17 protein-coding genes are annotated in these 21,570 nt (G+C 59.5%); 12 read left to right on the top strand and 5 right to left on the bottom strand.

Annotated elements, in window-relative coordinates; genetic code table 11:
* Positions 1 to 79: 79 nt before the first annotated feature.
* From AC1DNI_RS18130 to AC1DNI_RS18120, 3 genes are all read left to right on the top strand, one after another.
* On the top strand, positions 80 to 559 hold the full coding sequence (locus AC1DNI_RS18130; protein ID WP_477692844.1) for a hypothetical protein: 480 nt from the start codon (positions 80 to 82) through the stop codon (positions 557 to 559).
* 186 nt (positions 560 to 745) lie between these two features.
* Complete coding sequence (gene mprF, locus AC1DNI_RS18125) at positions 746 to 3,376, top strand: bifunctional lysylphosphatidylglycerol flippase/synthetase MprF (protein WP_477692843.1); 2,631 nt, start codon at positions 746 to 748, stop codon at positions 3,374 to 3,376.
* Between the two features lie 5 nt (positions 3,377 to 3,381).
* Positions 3,382 to 4,755, top strand: coding sequence for a virulence factor family protein (locus AC1DNI_RS18120; RefSeq protein ID WP_477692842.1), 1,374 nt, complete (start codon positions 3,382 to 3,384; stop codon positions 4,753 to 4,755).
* Positions 4,756 to 4,769: 14 nt separating this feature from the next.
* On the opposite strand, the gene AC1DNI_RS18115 is transcribed toward AC1DNI_RS18120, so the two are convergent.
* Positions 4,770 to 5,771, bottom strand: a complete 1,002-nt coding sequence (locus AC1DNI_RS18115; protein WP_477692841.1) for a bile acid:sodium symporter family protein — start codon at positions 5,769 to 5,771, stop codon at positions 4,770 to 4,772.
* Between the two features lie 217 nt (positions 5,772 to 5,988).
* On the opposite strand from AC1DNI_RS18115, the gene AC1DNI_RS18110 reads away from it, so the two are divergent.
* From AC1DNI_RS18110 to AC1DNI_RS18095, 4 genes are all read left to right on the top strand, one after another.
* Positions 5,989 to 7,005, top strand: a complete 1,017-nt coding sequence (locus AC1DNI_RS18110; protein WP_477692840.1) for an iron ABC transporter substrate-binding protein — start codon at positions 5,989 to 5,991, stop codon at positions 7,003 to 7,005.
* A gap of 200 nt (positions 7,006 to 7,205) precedes the next feature.
* Entirely contained in the window at positions 7,206 to 8,711 is a 1,506-nt protein-coding gene (locus tag AC1DNI_RS18105) for an ABC transporter permease (RefSeq protein ID WP_477692839.1), read from the top strand.
* Positions 8,708 to 9,739, top strand: coding sequence for an ABC transporter ATP-binding protein (locus AC1DNI_RS18100; protein WP_477692838.1), 1,032 nt, complete (start codon positions 8,708 to 8,710; stop codon positions 9,737 to 9,739). The genes AC1DNI_RS18105 and AC1DNI_RS18100 overlap by 4 nt, the downstream gene beginning before the upstream one ends.
* Positions 9,740 to 9,759: 20 nt before the next feature.
* Positions 9,760 to 10,332 carry a DUF1349 domain-containing protein gene (locus AC1DNI_RS18095; protein ID WP_477692837.1) on the top strand — a complete coding sequence of 191 codons (573 nt, stop codon included), beginning with the start codon at positions 9,760 to 9,762 and terminating at the stop codon, positions 10,330 to 10,332.
* A gap of 27 nt (positions 10,333 to 10,359) precedes the next feature.
* Here AC1DNI_RS18095 and AC1DNI_RS18090 read toward each other — a convergent pair whose 3' ends face one another.
* Positions 10,360 to 11,064, bottom strand: a complete 705-nt coding sequence (locus tag AC1DNI_RS18090) for a GntR family transcriptional regulator (RefSeq protein WP_175498983.1) — start codon at positions 11,062 to 11,064, stop codon at positions 10,360 to 10,362.
* 111 nt (positions 11,065 to 11,175) lie between these two features.
* Here AC1DNI_RS18090 and AC1DNI_RS18085 point away from each other — a divergent pair, with 111 nt between their 5' ends.
* The 4 genes from AC1DNI_RS18085 (at position 11,176) to AC1DNI_RS18070 (ending at position 15,569) form a co-directional block, all read left to right on the top strand.
* Complete coding sequence (locus tag AC1DNI_RS18085; protein ID WP_477692836.1) at positions 11,176 to 12,732, top strand: sugar ABC transporter ATP-binding protein; 1,557 nt, start codon at positions 11,176 to 11,178, stop codon at positions 12,730 to 12,732.
* 38 nt (positions 12,733 to 12,770) lie between these two features.
* Positions 12,771 to 14,045, top strand: coding sequence for an ABC transporter permease (locus tag AC1DNI_RS18080; RefSeq protein WP_477692893.1), 1,275 nt, complete (start codon positions 12,771 to 12,773; stop codon positions 14,043 to 14,045).
* A gap of 28 nt (positions 14,046 to 14,073) precedes the next feature.
* Entirely contained in the window at positions 14,074 to 15,039 is a 966-nt protein-coding gene (locus AC1DNI_RS18075; protein WP_091921865.1) for a substrate-binding domain-containing protein, read from the top strand.
* A gap of 131 nt (positions 15,040 to 15,170) precedes the next feature.
* Positions 15,171 to 15,569: a hypothetical protein gene (locus AC1DNI_RS18070; protein WP_477692835.1), complete on the top strand. Its 399-nt coding sequence runs from the start codon at positions 15,171 to 15,173 to the stop codon at positions 15,567 to 15,569.
* A gap of 6 nt (positions 15,570 to 15,575) precedes the next feature.
* On the opposite strand, the gene trhA is transcribed toward AC1DNI_RS18070, so the two are convergent.
* Complete coding sequence (trhA, locus tag AC1DNI_RS18065) at positions 15,576 to 16,232, bottom strand: PAQR family membrane homeostasis protein TrhA (protein ID WP_477692834.1); 657 nt, start codon at positions 16,230 to 16,232, stop codon at positions 15,576 to 15,578.
* 240 nt (positions 16,233 to 16,472) lie between these two features.
* On the opposite strand from trhA, the gene AC1DNI_RS18060 reads away from it, so the two are divergent.
* The gene (locus AC1DNI_RS18060) at positions 16,473 to 18,182 is read left to right on the top strand and encodes a cache domain-containing sensor histidine kinase (protein ID WP_477692833.1); all 1,710 of its coding nucleotides are present in this window, start codon (positions 16,473 to 16,475) and stop codon (positions 18,180 to 18,182) included.
* A gap of 60 nt (positions 18,183 to 18,242) precedes the next feature.
* Here AC1DNI_RS18060 and AC1DNI_RS18055 read toward each other — a convergent pair whose 3' ends face one another.
* Together AC1DNI_RS18055 and aspT are read right to left on the bottom strand one after the other, a co-directional pair.
* A complete protein-coding gene (locus AC1DNI_RS18055; protein WP_113280655.1) occupies positions 18,243 to 19,841 on the bottom strand; it encodes a bifunctional aspartate transaminase/aspartate 4-decarboxylase in 1,599 nt (532 codons plus the stop codon).
* A 10-nt stretch (positions 19,842 to 19,851) separates the two neighbouring features.
* On the bottom strand, positions 19,852 to 21,543 hold the full coding sequence (aspT, locus tag AC1DNI_RS18050) for an aspartate-alanine antiporter (protein ID WP_113280656.1): 1,692 nt from the start codon (positions 21,541 to 21,543) through the stop codon (positions 19,852 to 19,854).
* Positions 21,544 to 21,570: the final 27 nt, after the last annotated feature.

The raw sequence follows: 21,570 nt of genomic DNA, 5'->3' as shown, positions 1-21,570 counted from the left end.
TTGCGGCCTTGTGTTTGAAAATAAATGAGGTATTTGAGATCCATCTTCTTCTATTTCGCATCTCAGAGCGCCGATTTTGATGGAACACCGCATTCTCTTTGGCTCCTATCCCATTCCGCGATTCGGCGGGATCGCCAGCCACAACTTTGTGGTCTGGACGGATGAGGCCGGGCGTCCGTTGTTCGAAATCAACGGTGGCGCCGCAAATCCGGACGGAAGTTTCAACTATTGCGCGATTGGCGGCCCGCTGACTGCTGTCGTCACCGACTATGCCAAGCGCGATCTCGTCTATTTCCCGGAATTTTACGTGCGGCCGACTTCGCGGGCGACGATGATGCTGGAGGGCAGCTACGCGACGATTGCTGCGCGCTGGCGGGCGGCAATCGACGTAGCGAACCGTATCCGGCAATCGGATCTGCGCTACTCTTTCCTGTTTCAGAACAGCAACTCGGTAGCAACCGCCATTGCCAAGGGAATGGGTCTCAACCCGCCGCGAAAGGCCGTCGGCCGCGTCCGTGCGCCGGGGAGCCATCGGCAACTATTGCTCGACGCTGCATGATCCAAGATTGATCTCCCAGTAAGACTGTAATAACTGATCGCATATCGTCATCCGGGCTACCGGAAGATGAAAGATTATTTAGCCTTTATTCTGGGCTCAATCCCGCCATTATTGCAGGGCTAATGCGCCAACCTTGAAACGGTGCAATTCGCTTCCTTCAGATCCATTCTGATTTTGGAATAACCCATGACGACGGCTGTCGCAGATCACGAAAAACAGATGCAAAGGCTGGAAGCCCGCGCGAAGTCTCGCCTTCCCTGGTGGGGCAAGAAGGCCAGATCGGCGATGTTCGCCGCGCTGGGCATTGGCGTGGCCATCGTCAGCCTGCTCGTCCTCGCCCATTTTTCCAGCGAGATTTCGCTGCATGACGTGAAGCGGTCGCTGCATGCCATTCCGACAAGCACGCTGCTGGTCGCGCTTGTTTTCACGATCGTCAGCTTTGCCGCCGTTGCACTTTACGACGTTGTTGCAGTTGAGACGATTGCGCCGAAACGCGTTCCCTATCACATTTCCGCCATGGCCGGCGGCGCCGGCTACGCCATTTCCAACGCACTCGGCTTCTCGCTTCTGACCGGCGGAGCCTTGCGCTACAGGGTCTATGCCGCCGAGGGCATCGATATCGCCGATATCGGTCGCATCATCGGCACGTCGTGGCTGGCGATCTGGTTCGCGTTTACGATCCTCATCGCCGTTGCATTGGTCATCGACCCGACACGCATTCCGTGGGTGGTCTCGTTCGGCCCCATCGTCGATCAGGTAATTGGCACGGGAATTCTTATTGCCGTCGCGGTGCTCCTCTATTGGCTGTCGCGCCGCGAGCGTACGCTGCGGATCGGCCGCATGTCGGTGCGCCTCCCGTCGTCGCAGGGCGCTCTGCTGCAGATCATCGCCGGGCTTGTCGATGTCGCCGCCGCCGCTGCAACCCTCTATGTTCTCTTGCCGGCGGGCTCGGTTGGAAGCATTCCGGCCTTCGCGCTCGTATACGTGGTCGCAGTCGCGCTCGGCATCGTCAGCCATGCACCAGGCGGCATCGGCGCTTTCGAAGCGACGATTATTGCCGGCCTGGGCCTTGGCCAGAATCCCGACGCTATCGCCGCGCTCGTCGCCTACCGCCTGATTTATACGCTTATCCCTTTTCTGATCGCGATCGCCGGTTTCGTCGTTTCGGAGATTTTGCGCAAACGCCATCTGCTCGCCGCGCCGACGATGATGGCTGCGCGCATGTTCGAGCCGCTGATACCGCCGCTTTCAGCCGGCATCGCGTTTCTTGGCGGCATCGTTCTTCTGATTTCTGCGGTCATTCCCGGCCTGCACTCGCGCCTCGAAGTGCTGGCAGACATCCTGCCCATGCCATTTCTCGAAATGTCGCATCTTGGCGCGAGCTTCGTTGGCCTCGCGCTGCTCATCGTTGCTCGCGGCCTTGCGCGGCGGCTCTGGCGCGCCTGGTTCCTCGCCCTCATTCTGTTCAGCCTAGGCGCCATCTTCGCGCTTACAAAGAGTCTCGCCTGGGAAGAAGCGCTCATATTGACCTTGATGGCGGGAACGCTGCTCCTGTTCCGCGATTCCTTCTATCGCAGGCCGCTCAACGAACGCTTCACACTCACATGGGGCTGGCTCGCAAGCATCGGGACCACTGCTTTTGCGGTGATCTGGCTCGGATTCTTTGCCTATCACCATGTCGAATATGCCAACGAACTCTGGTGGGAGTTCGCCTGGGATGCCCAGGCCTCCCGGTTCTTGCGGGCGACGGTACTGGTCCTCACCATTCTTGCGGCCGTCACGATCAACACGGTCATCAATGGTGTTGGCCGCAGCAAGCTCAAGGCCCAGCCCATTCCCGATCAAGTGCCTGAGGTCGTCGCCACATCACCGCGTGCCTCAGATGCGCTGGCACTGCTCGGTGACAAGCGCTTCCTGATGGATCCGCAGGGCAGGGGTTTCGTCATGTATGCCCGCTCTGGCGGCAGCCTCGTCTCGATGGGCGAGCCCGTGGGCAACGACGGAACCGTCATATCGGATCTCGCCTGGGCGTTCCGCGGTCTTGCCGACCGAACGGGATCGCGCACGGTGTTCTATGGCGTAGGTCCTGAAAGGCTGCCACTTTTCCTCGATATGGGCCTGACGGCGCTGAAGCTTGGTGAAGTTGCACGCGTAGACCTGACCGACTTTTCGCTTGAGGGCTCGAAGCGGCAGCCGCTGCGTTACGCGGCGCGCCGCCTCGAAAAAGAGGGCATAACATTCGAAGTCATTGCGAGGGACAATACGCCGGACATCATGGACGAGCTGCGCGAGGTCTCTGACGCCTGGCTTGAGATGAAATCCGGTTCGGAGAAGCGGTTCTCGCTTGGTTCGTTTGAAAACGCCTACCTTGCCAATTTCGACGTTGGTGTCCTGCGCAAGGAGGGCAAGATCGTCGCATTCGCCAATATGTGGCGCGGCGCCAACAAGGAAGAAATTGCCGTCGACCTGATGCGCCATGTACCGGATGCCTCCAGCGTCGTCATGGACGGGCTTTTTGCCAATCTGCTGATGGCGGCAAAGAACGAGGGCTATCATTGGTTCAATCTCGGCGCGGCGCCATTGTCGGGCTTGTCCGACAGCCATCTTGCCTCGCGATGGAACCGGATCGGCTCCTTCATCTACCGGCGCGGCGCCGAGTTTTATCGGTTTGACGGATTGCGCGCTTTCAAGGATAAGTTCGGCCCGAAATGGACACCCTATTACCTGATTTGCCCACCGGGCCTCGCGACGCCCCGCTCGCTCATTGATGCGACGAATCTGGTGAGCGGCAGCCCCTTTGAGGTCTTTAAACGATGAAATTCATGCGCAGGCGCACCCTGCTCGTCATTCTTGCTTTGCTGATCGTCAGTATCGGTCTTTCTGCAGCACTTCACTACCTTCCGCGGTTCGGGTTCGGCGGCGGAGGCAAGCGCATTCTTGTTTCGTCCGAACGGCTCACGGACGTGCCGTTGCTACAGCCGGATGGCAAGCCGTCGGGTATCGCTATCGTCGTTTCGCAAAAGGGTGGCTTGGCTGCCGACGACGAAGCGCTGAGCAAGCTCCTGCTCGACCGCAACTTCCTGGTCTTGACCGTCGATCTTGAGAAGTGGCGCAAGGAACTCGATCAGGATACCGGCGATTGCACTTATTTCGTCTCCGACCTCGAAGGCATTGCCAAGGAGGCGCAGCGCATGATCGCCGTCGATACCTATATGCATCCGGTAGTCGTTGGCATCGGCGAGGGCGGCGTGATGGCCTATGCCTCGGTGGCCGATACGCCGGCGGCAACACTGGCCGGAGCGGTCGTTATCGATCCCTCGGTCGGGCTCAAGACCAAGCTTCCGTCCTGCGAGGGCGCCGATTATGAGGCCGTGGGCAATGACGGCTTCAGCTACTCCTACGATGCCGATCTGCCCAATCCGGCAACGATCGTGCGCGAGAAGCCGGATGCCGACCCCAAGGGCCCGCCCAGCACCGGCTTTTTCCTCGCGCAGGAAAAGCTCGGCGCAACGCGTCCCGAGCGGCTGCAAATCGCGGCGGACGCGGCGGTCGAAATCGCCAAGGAAGATGCTTCGGCTGAGTCGCTGCCGATCATCGACGTGCCGGCAACAAACGGCGATCCTAAATATCTCGCCGTCTTCTTCTCAGGCGATGGCGGGTGGCGCGATATCGACAAATCGGTCGGCGACATCATTGCCAAGGAAGGTGTCCACGTCGTTGGCGTCGATTCGCTTCGCTATTTCTGGACGCTGCGCAAGCCCGAGGACATTGCCAAGGATATCGGCCGGATCGTCGCGAAAGCCGATCCTTCCGGCAAGCTGCCGGTGGTTCTCCTAGGCTATTCATTTGGTGCCAACACCATACCCTTCTCGTGGCCATCCATGCCCCAGCAATTGCAGGACCGGGTGCGGATGATCGGCCTGATCGGCACGGAAGAGACGACGCCGTTTCAGGTGTCGGTCGGCGCATGGCTCGGGCTCGGCGGCGACAACGAGGTTGCGCCTGCAGTCGCCAAGCTGCCGCTGGACAAGGTTCTATGCGTTTACGGTTCCGAGGAAGACGATACGGCGTGCAACGATCCATCGCTTGCCTCAGTCGAGAAAATCGAACTTCAGGGCGACCACCACTATGACGAGAAGTACGACATGCTGGCCGCAAAGCTGATGCAGGCGATCGCGGCGCGCCAGCCCAAATAGTCTTGGATTTTCCGTCAGGTCTGCGCGGCTCGATGTGCTTCCTTCGCGCGGGCCCGCTTTCCGACATCCGCATATTTCTGGGCAATGACAGCGCACACCATCAGCTGGATTTGATGAAACAGCATCAGCGGCAAGACTATGCTGCCGATGCTTTGCCCGGCAAAAATGACCGTTGCGATGGGAATGCCGCTGGCAAGGCTCTTCTTCGAGCCGCAGAAGGTTATTGCAATCTCGTCCTCGCGTGAAAATCCGGCCCAGCGGCTACCGAACATGGTGACCGCAAGGACGATGGCAAGGATTGCAATGTCGAGCAGGATCACGACGGCAAGATCACGAATCGAAATCGTATGCCACAGGCCCTCGGTCACGGATTCGCTGAACGCCAGGTAGACCACCATCAGGATCGACCCTCGATCGAACGGCATCAGCAGCTTGCGCTGGCTGCGAATGAAATTGCCGATGAATGGCTGGAGGATCTGCCCGAGAACAAAGGGCGCGAGCAATTGCAGGAGAATCGACTGCAGCGCGTCGAACGAAAATCCGCCATGGCCGCCCGCTGTCGAAAAGAGCAGCCCGACCAGAAATGGCGTCAGGAACATGCCGAAAATGTTCGAAGCAGAGGCGGAACAGATGGCCGCCGGTACGTTGCCGCCGGCGATCGAGGTGAATGCGATCGACGATTGCACCGTCGAAGGTAGCACGCACAGGAAAAGAATGCCGGAATAGAGCGCCGGGGGCAGTATCGCGGGCACCAGAATGCCGGCGCAAATACCAAGCAGCGGAAAGAGGACGAAGGTCGCTGCGAGAATCGTCAGGTGCAGTTTCCAGTGCATGAACCCGGCAATGACCACATCGCGTGAGAGGCGGGCGCCATGCAGGAAGAACAGCATGCCGATCGCTATCTTGGTCGCGGTGCCGAAATAATCTGCCGCTACGCCGCTGATCGGAAAGAACGAGGCCAGGATCACGGCCCCGACCAGCATCAGTGTGAAATTGTCAGGTAAAAAGCGACGCATTGCGACTTCCATTCGTGAATTCAATGCGTCCGTCTAACATACGCAGTCCACTCCCGAAACGATGAGGACAATCATATTTGCACACGCATGAGAATTGAAAATATGAGTCGTTCGCTCACATAAATGTCACTGGTCTAAGTTGACGAGTTTTATCATAATTGTTTATCGAGTGAACGGACATCCGGGGGTCCGGATGCTTTTGACAGGGGGATTTTCCATGAAGAAGTCATTTTCGCAATTTGCCGGCACGCTGATCGTTGCTGCCGGTGTCGCAAGCGCGACCATGATGGCGTCGGCGCGCGCCGAGGACGGGATCACCGTCTACAATGCTCAGCACGAGAGCCTTACCCAGGCTTGGGCCGATGGTTTTACCAAGGAGACCGGCGTCAAGGTTACGATCCGCAACGGCAAGGACATGGAGTTCGCCAACCAGATCGTACAGGAAGGTGCAGCTTCGCCGGCGGATGTTTTCCTGACCGAGAATTCGCCGGCCATGGCGCTCGTCGACAATTCGAAGCTCTTTGCACCGCTCAACGCCGATATCCTCGCGCAGGTCCCGGACAACTACCGGCCGGCCAATGGAAATTGGATCGGCGTTGCTGCCCGTTCCACCGTTTTTGCCTATGACAAGAACAAGCTGACCGAAGACAAGCTGCCGAAATCGATGGTCGATCTTGCCGATGAAAGCTGGAAGGGTCGCTGGGGCGCAGCGCCCGCCGGCGCCGATTTTCAGGCCATTGTCAGCGCCTTGCTCGAACTCAAGGGCGAAAAGGTCACGGAAGACTGGCTCAAGGCGATGAAGGAAAACGCCAAGCCGTATAAGGGCAACAGCATTGCCATGAAGGGTGTGAACGCCGGCGAAGTCGATGGCGCGATTATCTACCACTACTATTACTACGGCGATCAGGCCAAGACCGGCGAAAACAGCAAGAACGTCTCCCTGCACTTCTTCAAGAACGAAGATCCCGGCGCGTTCGTCAGCATTTCTGGTGGCGGTGTTCTCGCATCGAGCAAGAACAAGGATCAGGCGCAGGCCTTCCTGAAGTGGGTCACAGGCAAGGGCGGCCAGGCTGTCTTGCGCGACGGCAACTCGTTCGAATACGCCGTGGGCAAGGATGAGGCATCGAATGCCGCTCTCGTTCCGCTGGCAGACCTGAAGGCGCCCAAGGTTGAACCTTCGAAGCTGAACAGCAAGAAGGTGACGGATTTGATGACTGCGGCTGGCTTGCTCTAAGCGTCAGTCACGTTCATAAGGCGTCGTCCTGGCACCCCGGCAACAATGTCGGGGTGCTGTTTCATTCCGTGCGGGCGTGCAGGCGTCTGCTCATAACGAAGAAAGCAATGTCTCCATTGCCGCCAAGCCAGTCAGACCAGCCAGGCGCGTTGTTGTTGCAAGCTCCATTTCCCCTGGTGCGCCGCCGCGGACTGCCACGCATGTGGGTCTTCGCTGCGGCGGCGGCAGTTTCGGCGCTTTCGCTGCTACCGGTCGGGTTTGTCATCTGGATTGCCCTTCAGACCGGTTGGGAAACCGTATCGGCATTGATTTTTAGGCCGCGCGTCGGCGAATTGTTGATCAATACGCTTCTGCTGCTCGCCTTCACCATTCCGATCTCGATCGCTCTGTCGGTGACGCTTGCATGGCTTACCGAGCGGACGGACCTTCCCGGCGCCCGTTTCTGGTCCTGGCTGGCGGTTGCGCCGCTCGCCGTTCCCGCCTTCGTCCACAGCTATGCCTGGGTCAGCCTTATCCCCGGGCTGCAGGGCCTGTTCGGCGGCGTACTCGTTTCGGTTCTCGCCTATTTTCCGTTTCTCTACCTTCCGGTTTCGGCGCAGATCAGGCGCCTTGATCCGGCGATCGAGGATGCTGCAGCCTCGCTTGGCAATGGTCCGTGGCGCGTTTTCTTCTTTGCGGTGCTGCCGCAATTGCGCCTTGCGATCTGCGGCGGTTCGCTGCTGATCGGCCTGCATCTTCTTGCCGAGTACGGCCTCTATGTGATGATGCGGTTTGATACATTCACCACGGCGATCGTCGACCAGTTCCAATCGGCCTTCAACGGCCCCGCCGCGAACATGCTGGCCGGCGTGCTGGTCATCTGCTGCTTCGGCCTGCTTGGCCTTGAAGCCCTCGCTCGCGGCAACGAGCGCTATGCCCGCGTCGGCTCCGGCGCAGCCCGCGTCCCCGTCAAGCGGACGCTCGGCTGGATGGCGGTGCCGGGACTGCTGCTTTGCGCGCTGACCGCAGCCCTCGCAATCGGCGTTCCGTTCACGACGCTTGGCCGCTGGCTTATCCTTGGCGGCGCCGGCGTCTGGCGTCTCGACCTTATCGGCAACGCTCTTGGGCAAACGATCCTGTTCGCACTCGCGGGTGCAGCCCTGACGACGGCGGTGACCTTGCCGATGGCATGGCTCTCGGTCCGCGCGCCCGGCCGTATCCAGCGCGTTCTTGAGTCGTGCCACTACTATGTGGGATCGCTTCCCGGTGTGGTTGTGGCCCTCGCATTGGTCACGATTACGGTCCGCGTCGCCCTGCCGCTCTACCAGACGGTGGCAACGCTGCTCCTCGCTTACGCCCTCCTGTTCCTGCCGCGATCCCTCGTCGGATTGCGCGCCAGCATCGCGCAGGTTCCCGTCGAACTCGAACAGGCGGCGATGGCGCTGGGGCGCACGCCGATCAACGCTGTGGCACAGATCACCATGCGGCTTGCCGCGCCGGGTTTTGCCGCCAGCATGGCGCTCGTTGCATTGGGCATAACCAATGAACTGACCGCGACGCTGATGCTCTCGCCCAACGGGACACGCACGCTCTCCACGCAATTCTGGTCGCTGACCAGTGAGATTGACTACGTTGCCGCTGCGCCTTACGCATTGTTGATGGTTCTGTTGTCACTGCCCATGACTTTGCTGCTCTACACACAATCCAAGCGAATGACCGGACAATGACTTTTCTTTCAGTAAAGACCGTCACCAAACGCTATGGGCGCGTCACAGCGCTCGAAAATGTCAGCATCGACGTCGTTGCCGGCAGTCGCACGGCCATCGTTGGACCGTCGGGGTCGGGCAAGACAACGCTGCTGCGCTTGATCGCCGGCTTCGAGGTACCGGATGCGGGCCAGATTGTGCTGGATGGAGAGTTGTTGGCCGAGGGCAGGGCCGCCACACCACCGTACAAGCGCAGCATCGGCATTGTCGCGCAGGATGGAGCGCTGTTTCCGCATTTGACGGTTGCGGACAATATCGGTTTCGGGCTGGACCGAAAGGCGCCCCACCGCGATCGGCGCATATTGGCGCTGATGGACATGGTGGAACTCGCGCGGGAAATGGGCGACCGGCGGCCGCACCAACTCTCTGGCGGCCAGCAGCAGCGTGTCGCCCTGGCGCGTGCCTTGGCCCGCCAGCCAAAGCTGATGCTGCTTGACGAACCTTTTTCGGCGCTCGACACCGGCTTGCGCGAGGCCATCCGCGTGTCCGTTGCCGAGTTGCTGCGGGCGGAGAAGATCACGGCCATTCTGGTTACGCATGATCAGGCGGAGGCGCTGTCATTTGCCGATCAGGTGGCGATCTTGCGCGAAGGGAAGTTGCTCCAGTCGGGACCGCCGCGCGACCTCTACATGAAGCCGTCCGATCCCGGCATCGCCTCGTTCTTTGGCGATGCGATCATCCTGCCGGCCGAGATTGATGATGGATGGGCCGAGTGCGAGCTCGGTCGCGTCGAGGTATCGAGTTCCTATCGCGGCAAGGGCCGGATCATGCTGCGTCCGGAACAGGTGGTCCTCTCCTTGTCCAACGGCGCGCACCCTTGCCAGGGGACCATCTTGCGGATCGATTTCAACGGTCCGTCCAGCTTGATCGCGGTGTCGCTCGGGAAAGACACAGCGCCGCTGATGGTCAAAAGCGCGCGGCTGGACTTGCCGCCTGTGGGCAGCCATGTTCAGATCAGTTTGATCGGTCAGGCGCACGTCTTCGCCTGATCACCAGCGCGGAGAGCCGAATGAGCAGGCAATTTACCTGGCTGAATGAACCCGCGGTGCATCGCGGCGATGCCGCAGAACTGCAACTTACCACCGATTTGAAGACCGATTTCTGGCAGGAAACCTTTTATGGATTCAAGCGCGATGACGGTCATGCCTACTTGACGCCGGTGGCAGGCGATTTCACGGCGCGGGTCAGGTTCAAGGGCGACTACCGCGAACTTTATGATCAGGCCGGGCTACTGCTGCGGATTGATCCGGAAAACTGGATCAAGACAGGCATCGAGTTTACGGACGGGCAGATGCATTTCAGTGTCGTCGTCACCAATCGCCAGTCGGACTGGTCGGTCATTCCATTGCCCTATGCAGGTCCCGACGATGAGGTTGCGGTGCAATTGACCCGGCACGGATCAGCGGTCCGCGTGCAATTCTGCGTCAACGATGCGCCTTGGCAGATGGCCCGCCTTGCCCCGTTTTCCGATGCCGACGCCTCGGTCGGGATGATGGCCTGTTCGCCGGAGCGGGCAGGATTTACGGCGCGTTTCCGTGGTTTCGAACTTGGTGCCGCCATCGACCGCAAGCTGCACGACTAGAGTCTGTCCGGTTTGAGCAGGACTTCTCTAGCTTTTGAACAATTCCGGTCGCTTGTCGCGCAGATGCAGCAGCATGCGGCCCATCTGGGAAATATGTGTCTCCATGGTCTTTGCCGCCCGATCGGCATCCCTGTCGGCAATCGCGGCAATGATTGCCTCATGTTCGACGAGCGTTTCCGCCATCCGCGCTTCGTAATGGAGAAGGAGACGTCGCACCCGGTCGATCTGGCTGCGCTCACGCGAAGCGATCTCGCGCAGGCCCACCAATCCAGCCGCATCGCTGACCATGTCGTGCAACGCCTCATCGAGTTCATAGAAGTGTTCGAATTCCCGGTGGGCCGCGGCGTGGCGCTGCTGCTCGAGGTTCTGCTGCATCCGCTCAAGCGTTTCCGGCGTCAGCTGCTCCGTTGCCCGGCGTATTGCGGCGGTTTCGAGTGCGACACGGACGAATTGCGCCGTTTCGATTTTCTCGAGCCACAGGCGCGCGACGAACGTGCCGGTCTGCGGATAAATCTCAACCAGTCCTTCATCGGCGAGCCGGTTGATCGCATCACTGACGGGGGTACGGGAGACGCCGAGCTGCGCTGCGATCACTTCCTTGCGGATAGCTTCTCCCGGCGCGAGCTGCGATGAAATGATCGCCTGCCGTAATATCGTATAGACCTGGTCCTTGCGTGTGACGGCGACGACCTTCTGTTGCTTAAAGTCCCTGCTCGCAGAGCGAATCTGCACGGTCGAAACTCCCCCCATTGTTCGCTGAAACCAGTGGTTCCAGCAATTGACTCCCGTGCCAACATCTAACATGTTACATACCAACGGGGAAGAATGTTTTGGGAGGAGCATTTGGACAGCCAGCCTCCAATTGTGTCGCTGCGCGGGATCAGCAAGACCTTCGCTCACGTGGTGGCCCTGCGCCGCATTGACCTCGATATCCATGCTGGAGAAATCCACGCAATCATGGGCGAGAACGGCGCGGGCAAGTCGACACTTGTCAAGATTTTGAGCGGCGTGCATCGGCGCAGCGGCGGACACATGGAAGTTCGCGGCGAGCCGGTCGATTTCGCGACGCCGAAAGAGGCGGAGCGCAACGGCATCGCCATCATCCATCAGGAACTCAACCTCATCCCCACCTTAAGCGTCTCGGAGAACATCTTCCTTGGCCGCGAACCTCTGAAAGCCGGCCTCTTCATCGACTATGCCGAGATTGAAAGACGCAGCGCCGAAATCCTGACGCGCTTCGGTATCGATATCGACCCGCGTGCCGATATCGAGAACCTGCGGGTGGGCGAGCAGCAATTGGTGGAGATAGCACGCGCCCTGTCGCTGAACGCCGATGTGCTGGTGCTCGACGAACCAACGTCGGCCCTGTCGGAAGCCGAGGCGCAAAGGCTTGCAAGTTTCGTGCGCGATCTTGCCCGGCAAGGCGTCGCCATTGTCTACATTTCGCACCGGATGAGCGAGGTCTTTGCACTTGCTGACAAGATCACGGTCCTGCGCGACGGCAATTTTATCGCAACCCGCCGCTCGGGCGAGATCAGCGAACGCGATGTTATCCGCATGATGGTTGGCCGGGACGTGAAGAAGCAGCTTGCTGCAGCTTCCGTATCGGAGCGGCCGATTGTACTTTCGGTGCGCAATCTCGGGCTCGAAAGACCGAACTCGCGCGGCCGAATTCACAGCGTTGTCAATGATGTAAGCTTTGATCTTCACGAGGGCGAGATACTCGGGATAGGCGGGCTCCTGGGGTCGGGCCGTACCGAAGTGCTGGAACTCATTTTCGGCGCTGCCATTGGAAAACGGTCGGGTACAATAGAACGCGGCGGTATCAGGCAGGCGGCGCAGTCGCTAAACCCGCGCCGTTCCGTCGGCAACGGCATCGCCTTCCTGACCGAAGACCGCAAAGGGACGGGTCTGCTGCTTCACGCCGACATCCGTTCCAATGCCGTGCTCCCGTCGCTGCCCTGGCTTGCGCCGCTTGGCTGGATCAGCAAGGCGCGCGAAGACACGGTTGCGGGTCGCATCATCTCGGCCATGCGCGTGCGCTGTCAGGGACCAGACCAAGGTATCGATGAACTCAGCGGCGGCAACCAGCAGAAGATCGTGCTCGGCAAATGGCTGGAGACGCGACCGCGGGTTGTGCTGCTCGACGAGCCGACACGGGGCATCGATGTCGGGGCGAAAGAGGAGATTTACGACCTACTCAAGAGACTGGCCGAATCCGGAGTTGCGATCGTGATGGTAAGTTCGGAGCTTCCGGAACTGCTTTCGCTGTCGAACCGCATTCTTGTCATGTGCGAGGGCAGGGCGACAGGCGTCATCGACGCCCAGGAATTTTCAGAAGAGCGGGTCATGGAGCTTGCAACGCCGCAGGGCAATGCCCTGACTGGAGCAGCTGCATGACCGATACAGGCGAGCGGGCAATGGCATCATCGAACACCATGGAATGGCTGAAGGGCATCGTAAAGGCGACCAAGCTCTATTGGGGCCTCGCATTGCTGTTTGCAGTCGGCGTTCTGTCCTCGCCGGTCTCATCGAAGGGACACAATATCTTCCTGTCCTTCGGCAATCTTTCCGACGTGTTCCGGCAAATCTCCGTGACAGGCATCACCGCTGTCGGCATGACGCTTGTGATCCTTATTGCCGGTATCGACCTTTCGGTCGGGTCGGTGCTTGCACTCGGCTCCGTGGTCTGCGCGATGCTCCTGACCAATGAAGGCTGGTCTTCCGCCTATCTGCTCGGTGTTCCAGCTGTGTTTCTGCTGGCCTTCCTTGTCGTCCTCGGCGTCGCATCGTTTGCTGTCAAGGTGCAGCGGCGCGCAACGCAAACGGGAGCGGTTCCCGGACTCTCCAAGATCGCACTGGTTGCCGCCTTGGCCGTCGCGCTTATCGTCGCCGCCCTGGTCGCGTCGAGTTCCGCAAGCAAGGCCAGCGTCCTGCTCGTTCTGCTTGTCGTGCCCGCTGTCGGTCTGATGCTCGGGGCAATCAACGGTGTCGTTATCGTCGGCGGCAGGTTGCAGCCCTTCATCGTTACGCTCGCCATGATGGTTGCCGGGCTCGGCATTGCCCGTCTGACTGCTGGACAGAACACGGCCGTATGGCCGGTCTATACGGGAAGCAATGCCACCGAGGATTTCGAGGCGCTGCGGGCGCTCATCTTCGGTATCATTCCGGTCCCTGGCGTCATTTTTGCGGGCGTCATCCTGCTCTTCTGGATCATCTTGAGATTTACGAAGTTCGGCCGCTACGTCTATGCGATCGGAGGCAATGAGGAAGCGGCCCGGCTTGCCGGTGTCCCGGTCTGGCGCGTCAAGATCACCGTCTATGCGATATCGGGCTATCTTGCAGCGCTGGCAGGCATCCTCTACGTCGCGCAATACCGCCAGGGTAAGCCCGATGCCGGCATGGGCCTCGAGCTCGATGCGATCGCTGCCGTTGTCATCGGCGGGACCAGCCTCATGGGCGGCCGCGGATCGATGATCGGCACGCTCGTTGGCGTCCTCATCTTCGGTTTCCTCAGCAATATCCTCCAGCTCAACAATATCGACAGCAATACCCAGCTCGTCTTGAAGGGCATCATCATCATTGTCGCGGTCCTGCTGCAGGAACGCCGCTCAAGTGGTTGGATGTTCTTCCTTTCTCAGCTCAAGGTGCGCGACGCACCCGAGAGATCCGTGTCCAGCCAGCAGACGGAGACAGGCCGGCACGGCGAATAATACGCATAACCACAAAGGGAGAGAGAGAATGAAGATTACCCGCAGGCAGTTTGCCACCTGGGCCCTCGCGACGGCCCTGATCGCTCCAGTCGCCTTCCACGTATCCCTGGCTGAAGCCAAGGATAAATACGTCATCGGCTTCAGCCAGGTGACCACCGTCGAGCCGTGGCGTGTCCAGTTCAACAAGGACCTCGAAGCAGAGGCGAAGAAACACGCCAATGTCGAGCTTCTGGTTGCCGACGGCCAGGACAAGACTGAAAAACAGGTCGCTGACGTTGAAAACTTTATCCGCCAAGAGGTCGACGCCATCCTGATTTCGCCAAAGGAATCCGCCGGCCTTACCGGCGTCGTCGAAAAGGCGATGGACGCAGGCATTCCCGTTATTGTTCTCGACCGCAACGTCGATACCGAAAAATATACGCAGTGGATCGGCGGCGACAATGTTGTGATCGGCGAGGCCGCGGGCAAACATGCCGTGGAACTCCTCGGCGGCAAGGGCAAGGCGAAGGGCACCGTCGTCGAGATCTGGGGCGGGCTGGGCACGCAGGCAAGCCATGATCGCAGCGACGGCTTCCACAAATATACGGATGCGGAACCCGGCATCAAATATCTGCTCGACAAGCAATCGGGCGACTGGAAACAGGATCAGGCCTACAACATCATGGCGACCGCCCTGCGCAACCATGAAGATATTACCATGGTCTACGGCCACAACGACCCAATGGCCTATGGCGCCTACCTTGCCGCCAAGGATGCGGGCCGTGAAAAGAATATCCTTTTCCTCGGCGTCGACGGGTTGCCCAATGAGGGCGTCCAATGGGTGAACAAGGGCGAACTGGCTGCGACATTCCTCTATCCGACGCCAGGTGCCGAAGGACTGCGCCAAGCCTTGAAGGTTCTCGCGGGTGAAAAGGTCGAGAAGAAGATCGTGCTTGGAACGGAAACGATCACTAAGGAAAACGCACCTGCGATCCTCAAGGCGAACGGGCTCTAACGCATTGGCCAAGGCGAGCCGCACTTCCACGTGCGGCTCGAATTTCTCCGACATCTTGTTGTTATCGCAGCCTTTTGCGCTATGATTTGGCCTGGCCGCACCTGTGCGCCGCATGTGTTGGAGGTACCGTCATGAAAACGCAGGCCATTGCCGCCGCAATTTTCTTCGCCGCGGCTGCCATATCGACAAACAAGGCCTCCGCCGAACCGCTGCAGACGATGGATGACGTCGGCCAGGCGATTGCCGCCTGCTGGAAGCCAGCCTCGGATTGGAAGGGCACGGTAACGCTCAGCTTCAGCTTCAAGCGTGATGGAACGTTGATTGGGCCGCCGAAGCCGACCAATATCGCTGTCGATGGCGATGACAAGGCGCGTCAAAAGTTCGTGGGTTCAGCAATCGAAGCGATCCAGGCCTGCATGCCATTGTCGTTCTCCACCGATCTTGCGGCCGGAATTGGCGGACAGGTATTCACTATGCCTTTCACCGCACCAATAAGCGGGCAGGATCAGCCGACGGTCGATACGCAGTAGAATTTTTCAGACGACGACTGAATAGACGGCCGCAAAGTGGATGCCGGCCGCTGTGAGGACGAAGCTGTGCCATATCGCATTGTGAAACGGCAGGCGTTCGAGCACGTGAAAGATGACGCCGCAGGAATAGACAATGCCGCCAGCGAGGATCAGCCACAGCACCGATGCTGACAAGGCCCCTTCAAGCTGGTGATAAGCGGAAACCCCGCTCCATCCAAGCAAGAGATAAAGCCCGATGGCGAGGCGATCAAAGCGTCCTGGCATCACGAGTTTAAGGCCGACACCGACCACGGCCGTGGCCCAGACGCCTGCGAGCAGCCACCATGTGCCCGACTTCGCCATGAAGGGCGTATAAGTGCCGGCAATCAGGAGATAGATCGCCGAATGATCGAAACGGCGCAGCAAGTACTTGATCGGCGATTCCGGCCAGATGTTGTAGGTGGCTGACAGACCCATCGAAAGCACAAGTGTTCCGACGTAGATGGCGGTCGCGGCCGAGGTGCCGATCGCTGACTGACCGAGCACGATCGTCAGGAGTATGATCGATCCGACGATGGCGAGCGTGGTGCCCAGAACGTGCACAACGCCATCTGCCCAAAGCTCGGCTACCGAATAGCGCCGGAAGATCGTCACGGGTAGGGCTCGTAGCTGTGGTCCGGTCAAAGGGGCTCCTGCAATCTCGATCATGGCGTCCAGCGTATTTCATTCTTCGCTTTTGACAACCCGAAATCCCCTGACCCAGGCATTGCGCAGGGCGGTCAGGAGAATTCCCGATGCGGGCGATGGGAAAATGTGTAACAATGATGGGCAATTACATTCGTAATTACTTTCCTTTTTACTTGATAGAATTGCAGTATAAACAGGCGGATCCGCTGTGGCGGACGTGGTGACTGGGGACTGGTGTTGAGCATTCTGCGCAGAAGTGGTGATCGATGGGCGCTTGCGGGACTTCCTGCACTCCTGCGCCGCCTTGGCCTGATGGCGCCCGCCGGTAAAGCGCTGAGCGGCGTCCGCTCACATTCGCGTCCGCTGGAACTGCTGCCTTACGGACTTCTCCTCTTCCTCAGCGTCGCCGCGATCATTCTCGTCTTCATTATCGGCGTGGGTGAGAGCAGGGACAGGATGATCTCCGAATCGACGGTTCAGTTGCGCCAGAAGACGGCGCTGCTTGAAGCCTATGTCAGCAAGATCCTCGAAGCCAATGAAATGGTCTTGCGCAACATCTCTTCTGAAATCGATCCGATGCCCTGGAGCGACATCGTGGCGTCGCCGAAAGTGGCAAGCCTTCTCGCCGACCAAAAGCAATTCCTGAAGCATTCTGGCGTCATTGCCCTCGTCAACAGGGAAGGTTCGCTCGTCGCCTATAGTGAGGGCTTTCCGGCAAAGTCGTTCAGCGTCACTGACCGCGATTATTACCGCTACCTACACGATAATCCGTTGAGCGAGACATTCATTGGCGAGCCGCTCATCGGGAGGGTCCATGGTAAACTCTCGCTGACCATGAGCAAGGCCCTGCACCGGCAGGATGGCTTGTTCGACGGCCTGATATTGATCACCATGCCGCTCGAGTATTTTTCCAACCTGTTCAATGGCGCGGCTTCGCCGTCCGATGTTGCCCAGCTCCTGCGGAACGATGGCAGGGTCATCGTCAATGTCCCCTTTGCCCAAGGTGGCAACCAGGCGCCCTTGTGGTTCGCGTCTGCCGTGGGAGCCAATCCGGCCGCAGGAGTGGTCAACAGCGTGTCTGCAAACGACCAGACGAACCGGCTGGTGGCATACCGAAAGGTTGAGGCGTTTCCGTTTTACGTGAGCTACGCCATCGATGAAGGCAAATTGCTGAATGGCTGGTGGCAATCGGTTTTCGTCTATGGCGCGGTTCTCGCGACTGCCCTTGCAGCATTCATGGCGACGGCATGGATGGCGCGGCGCAATTCGATAGCGCTGCTTCATTCCAACGAGTCGCTTCGCGAGGTCAGCGAGCGCGTGCTTGTCTCGCAGGATGAGGAGCGCCGTTCGATAGCGCGCGATCTGCACGATTCAACCGGCCAGCATCTGATCGGCGCGGCAATGGAACTCGACAGCGCCCGTTCCCGCATTTCGGAGACTGACGATGACACGTCGCGGGCACTGCACCGCGCCGCCGCGTTGATAATGCAAAGCAATGAGGAATTGCGAACGCTGTCCTACCTGCTTCACCCGCCGATGCTCGACGAGTCCGGGCTGCCCAATGCGCTCGAACTGCTCGTCGTCGGTTTCGAGGAGCGGAGCGGTCTTGAGATCGAGCTGCGAGTGGCGCCCGAAATTGGCACGAAGCGGCCGCCGGCCGGCGTGGAGCTTGCGATATTTCGCATTGTCCAGGAGGCGCTGACAAATATCTACCGCCATGCACGCGCAAGCCACGCCACGATCAGGCTTGTGCGCCAGGGCAGCGATGCATACCCGATGCTGTCTTTGACCGTGAAGGATGACGGCATCGGCATAGAGCGCAGAAATCGCAATACGATCGGCGTCGGACTCTCCGGAATGGAGGCGCGGCTGCGACCCTTCAACGGACTGCTCGATATATCCACCGGCAAGAAGGGAACCACGCTCTCCGTGCGCGTACGGGGTTGATCGCAGCTCATTGCAGTTCTCGGGATTGGCCCCGAGGATGCTGATACAGGACCGGCTAGCTCAACCCTTCTTCTTGCCTTTGTAGTCCGCATAAATCTGGTCGGCCAATTTGCGCAACGACCGCCCGATATTCGCGTATTCGAATTCGTTGAGATTGGCGAGCGAGGCGCGCCCCGAAGGATGCAGGGTACCGAAGCCGCTGCCGGGCAGCAGTACAATGCCGGTGTCGCTGGCAATCCGGAACAGGAGCTCGGTGGGCGCCACATTTTTCTTCACCCAGTCGGCGAATGCATCTCCATAGAGCTTGCGGGCAATATGTTCGAGATCAAGCAGCGTATAGTAATCGACGGCATTGACGTCGTGTTCCGGCGGCAGCCCGAGTTCGCGGTAGAGCGCAGCCTCACGGCGGCGGATGAGCTTCTTCAGCTCCGCCTTGTAGCCGTCGCTCTCGTCCATCAGGGCAAACAGCGAAAACAGCACCATCTGTACCTGCTGCGGCGTGGAAAGCCCGGCCGTGTGGTTCAGGGCAACCGCCCGGCTGTCCGCAACCACCCGGTCGAGGAATTTCAGCTTCGATACGTCAGGAACAAGCGTCGAATAGCGCTCGTCAAGTTCCTTGCGGTCGGACTTGGAGAGCCCCTTGAGCTTGGCGTCGAAGATATTTTCGCGCTGCGTTGCGATGACGCCGAGCCGCCATCCCGTTGCACCGAAATATTTAGAGAAGGAATAGACAAGAAGGGTATTGGCGGGGCAGGTCGCGAACAGCGACTTGAAGTCGTCCGCGAAGGTCCCGTAGACGTCATCGGTAAGGATCATCAGGTCCGGCCGCTTCTCCGCGACCATCTTCGTGATGCGTTCGAGGCTGCGATCATCCATCTTCACCGAGGGGGGATTGCTCGGATTGATGCAGAAGAAGATCTTGATGTCCTTATCAAGAAGCTTGTCGATCTCCTTATCGGGATATTGCCATTCCTGGGTAGGATCGGCGTTTATATGAACCTGCTTCAGGTCGTATTCCTTAAGCTCGGGAATTTCGATGTAGGGCGTGAAGGCGGGCATGCCGATCGCTACCTTGTCGCCAGCCGATATCAGCTTGTTCTGCTTCAGCGAATTGAAGATATAGGTCATGGCCGCGGTGCCGCCCTCTACCGCGAAAAGGTCGATGTCGTCCGAACTGATGAAGCCGCCGATCATCTCCTTGACGATATAGTGCTTCACGATTTCCTCGCTGACGCGAAGCATGCGCGGCGGTACGGGATAATTGCAGCCGAGAATCCCCTCGACAGCTTCATGCAAAAAGTCCGATGCATTGAGCCCGAGCTGGTCGCGGACATAGCTCAAAGCCCGCCCAAGAAACACTACCCCGGGCTGATCGCGATGTTCGTCGACATAGCGGGCAAAGCGCCCCTCGATTCCGGCGATTTTCGGCAGGCCCCCGACACCGTTCTCCATATATGAGAATGAGAGTTCAGCTTCGGCAACCGCAAAGAGCCCGAGGCGGAAAAAGGCGCGTCGCGGCAGGGTGGCGAGAAAGTTCGGGTTGCCGCGTCCGGCATTGAGAATGAGCCGATTTTCCTTGCTGGAGGCAACCTGGATCAACGCATCCTTGAGTTCGAACGGGCTAAGCTTGGCATATTGGCTGTAGTCTGTGCGGGGCATGGAACTCTCCTCAGGCAAATGCCACGACCAAAGGGCCGAGCAGGGTCAGGAATACATTGGCAAGGGCATAGGTAATGGCGAAGGGGGTCGTCGGTATCGTATTGCCTGCCTTGTCGAGGATTTCGCCGAAGGCAGGGTTGGCACTGCGCGAACCGGACAGCGCACCGGCAAAGATCGCCGTGTTGTCATATTTGAGGACATAACGGCCAAAGACCATGGTGATCAGCAGCGGCAGGATGGTCACGACCACGCCGATGAGAAAAATCGAAAGACCGCTTGTGGCGATGGTTTGCACTGCCTGCAGGCCGGATTGAAGTCCGACCACCGCAACGAAGCCTGCTAGACCAAGGTCGCGCAGGAGCGTCGACGCCGCGGTCGGCATGTTGCCGATGGCAAGGTTGCGGCTGCGATACCAGCCGAACAGAAGACCGGAGAGCAGGGCGCCCCCGCCGCTTCCAAGCGTCAGAGGAATCGAGCCGATCCGGATTACGGCGAGGCCGATCAGCAGGCCGGCAACGATGCCAAAGCCGTGGAAGACGAAATCGGTCTTGTCGCTGGGGACGATGACGGTGCCAATGGATTTGGCCACTCTCTGCAAATCCTGGTCAGTGCCGTAAAGGCTGACCACGTCGCCGGTTTCGATGCGCGTGTCAGGCAATAGCGGCAGCGGCTTGTCGGCGCGCTTGATCCCGGTGACATAGATGCCGTGGCGCAGGTCATCGGCGGTCGCCGCCCTGATTTCCGCGACCGTCTTGCCGACCAGCGCCGGACTGTTGATCGTGATATCGCGGGTCACGATGACAAGGTCCATGCCGTCCGACGATTGAAGCTCGGGACCGATGCCTTGTGCTGAAGACACCACGCCCGCACGCCGGCCGACAACCAGGATTACATCGCCGGATTCAAGCCTGAGGTCAGGCTGGACGCCAATCAGCGCGCCGGCGCGCTTGACGCGTTCGATGGTCATCGGCGCGTCCCTCGTCGTCGGCCCTTCTATCTGGGCAATGGTCTTTCCGGCTGCGGACGTCACCCGATAGATGCGGCCGACGAGATCGGGCGCGGCGGGCACTTCGCCCGGCCCGAAGACCTGCGCGCCGGCAAGGAGTTCCGCCTCCGCCTTCATCGCGTCGTCACGAATGCTGCGGCCCATGAACTTCGGCAGAATGTTGACGCAAACGATGATCGCGCCGAACGAGCCGAAGATGTAGGTGACCGCATAGCCAACGGCGACGTTGCCTTGCAGGCGCTGCACTTCATCGGCGGCCAGGCCGAGCTTGCCGATGGCGGCGGAGGCCGTACCGATAATGGCCGATTGCGTAAGGCCGCCCGCGGCGATACCGGCGGCGAGGCCCTTGTCGAGCCCAAACATCCGGGCCAGCACGATGACGGTCAGCAGCCCGCTGAGAGCAAGCACGACGGCCATAGCGATTTCGCGCAGCGATTGACGGCCGAGCGAGCGGAAGAATTGCGGGCCGCTTTCAAAGCCCACGGCATAGATGAACAGCGCGAACAGCACGGATTTTACGCCATTGTCGACGGAGACGCCGACCTGGCTGATCAGCACCGCTACAAGCAGCGATCCGGCAACGCCGCCGAGCTGGAATTTGCCGAATTGAACCTTGCCGATGGCATAGCCGCCCGCAAGCGACAGGAACAAGGCAATTTCGGGCGATTGACGAAAAATCTCATGAAGCCAGACCATCGAGATCCTCCAACGATTGTATCAGCG

It is taken from the genome of Phyllobacterium sp. 01N428 (genome assembly GCF_056399405.1).
The sequence above is the reverse complement of the archived record's forward strand: the minus strand, read 5'-3'. Positions and strand labels throughout refer to the sequence as shown.

Coding starts and splice junctions, on each gene's coding strand:
- AC1DNI_RS18115 (WP_477692841.1), bottom strand. CDS start 5,771: ATGCGTCGCTTTTTACCTGACAATTTCACACTGATGCTGGTCGGGGCC.
- AC1DNI_RS18080 (WP_477692893.1), top strand. CDS start 12,771: ATGGAATGGCTGAAGGGCATCGTAAAGGCGACCAAGCTCTATTGGGGC.
- AC1DNI_RS18095 (WP_477692837.1), top strand. CDS start 9,760: ATGAGCAGGCAATTTACCTGGCTGAATGAACCCGCGGTGCATCGCGGC.
- AC1DNI_RS18110 (WP_477692840.1), top strand. CDS start 5,989: ATGAAGAAGTCATTTTCGCAATTTGCCGGCACGCTGATCGTTGCTGCC.
- AC1DNI_RS18105 (WP_477692839.1), top strand. CDS start 7,206: ATGTGGGTCTTCGCTGCGGCGGCGGCAGTTTCGGCGCTTTCGCTGCTA.
- AC1DNI_RS18055 (WP_113280655.1), bottom strand. CDS start 19,841: ATGCCCCGCACAGACTACAGCCAATATGCCAAGCTTAGCCCGTTCGAA.
- AC1DNI_RS18120 (WP_477692842.1), top strand. CDS start 3,382: ATGCGCAGGCGCACCCTGCTCGTCATTCTTGCTTTGCTGATCGTCAGT.
- AC1DNI_RS18130 (WP_477692844.1), top strand. CDS start 80: ATGGAACACCGCATTCTCTTTGGCTCCTATCCCATTCCGCGATTCGGC.
- aspT (WP_113280656.1), bottom strand. CDS start 21,543: ATGGTCTGGCTTCATGAGATTTTTCGTCAATCGCCCGAAATTGCCTTG.
- AC1DNI_RS18100 (WP_477692838.1), top strand. CDS start 8,708: ATGACTTTTCTTTCAGTAAAGACCGTCACCAAACGCTATGGGCGCGTC.
- mprF (WP_477692843.1), top strand. CDS start 746: ATGACGACGGCTGTCGCAGATCACGAAAAACAGATGCAAAGGCTGGAA.
- AC1DNI_RS18070 (WP_477692835.1), top strand. CDS start 15,171: ATGAAAACGCAGGCCATTGCCGCCGCAATTTTCTTCGCCGCGGCTGCC.
- AC1DNI_RS18075 (WP_091921865.1), top strand. CDS start 14,074: ATGAAGATTACCCGCAGGCAGTTTGCCACCTGGGCCCTCGCGACGGCC.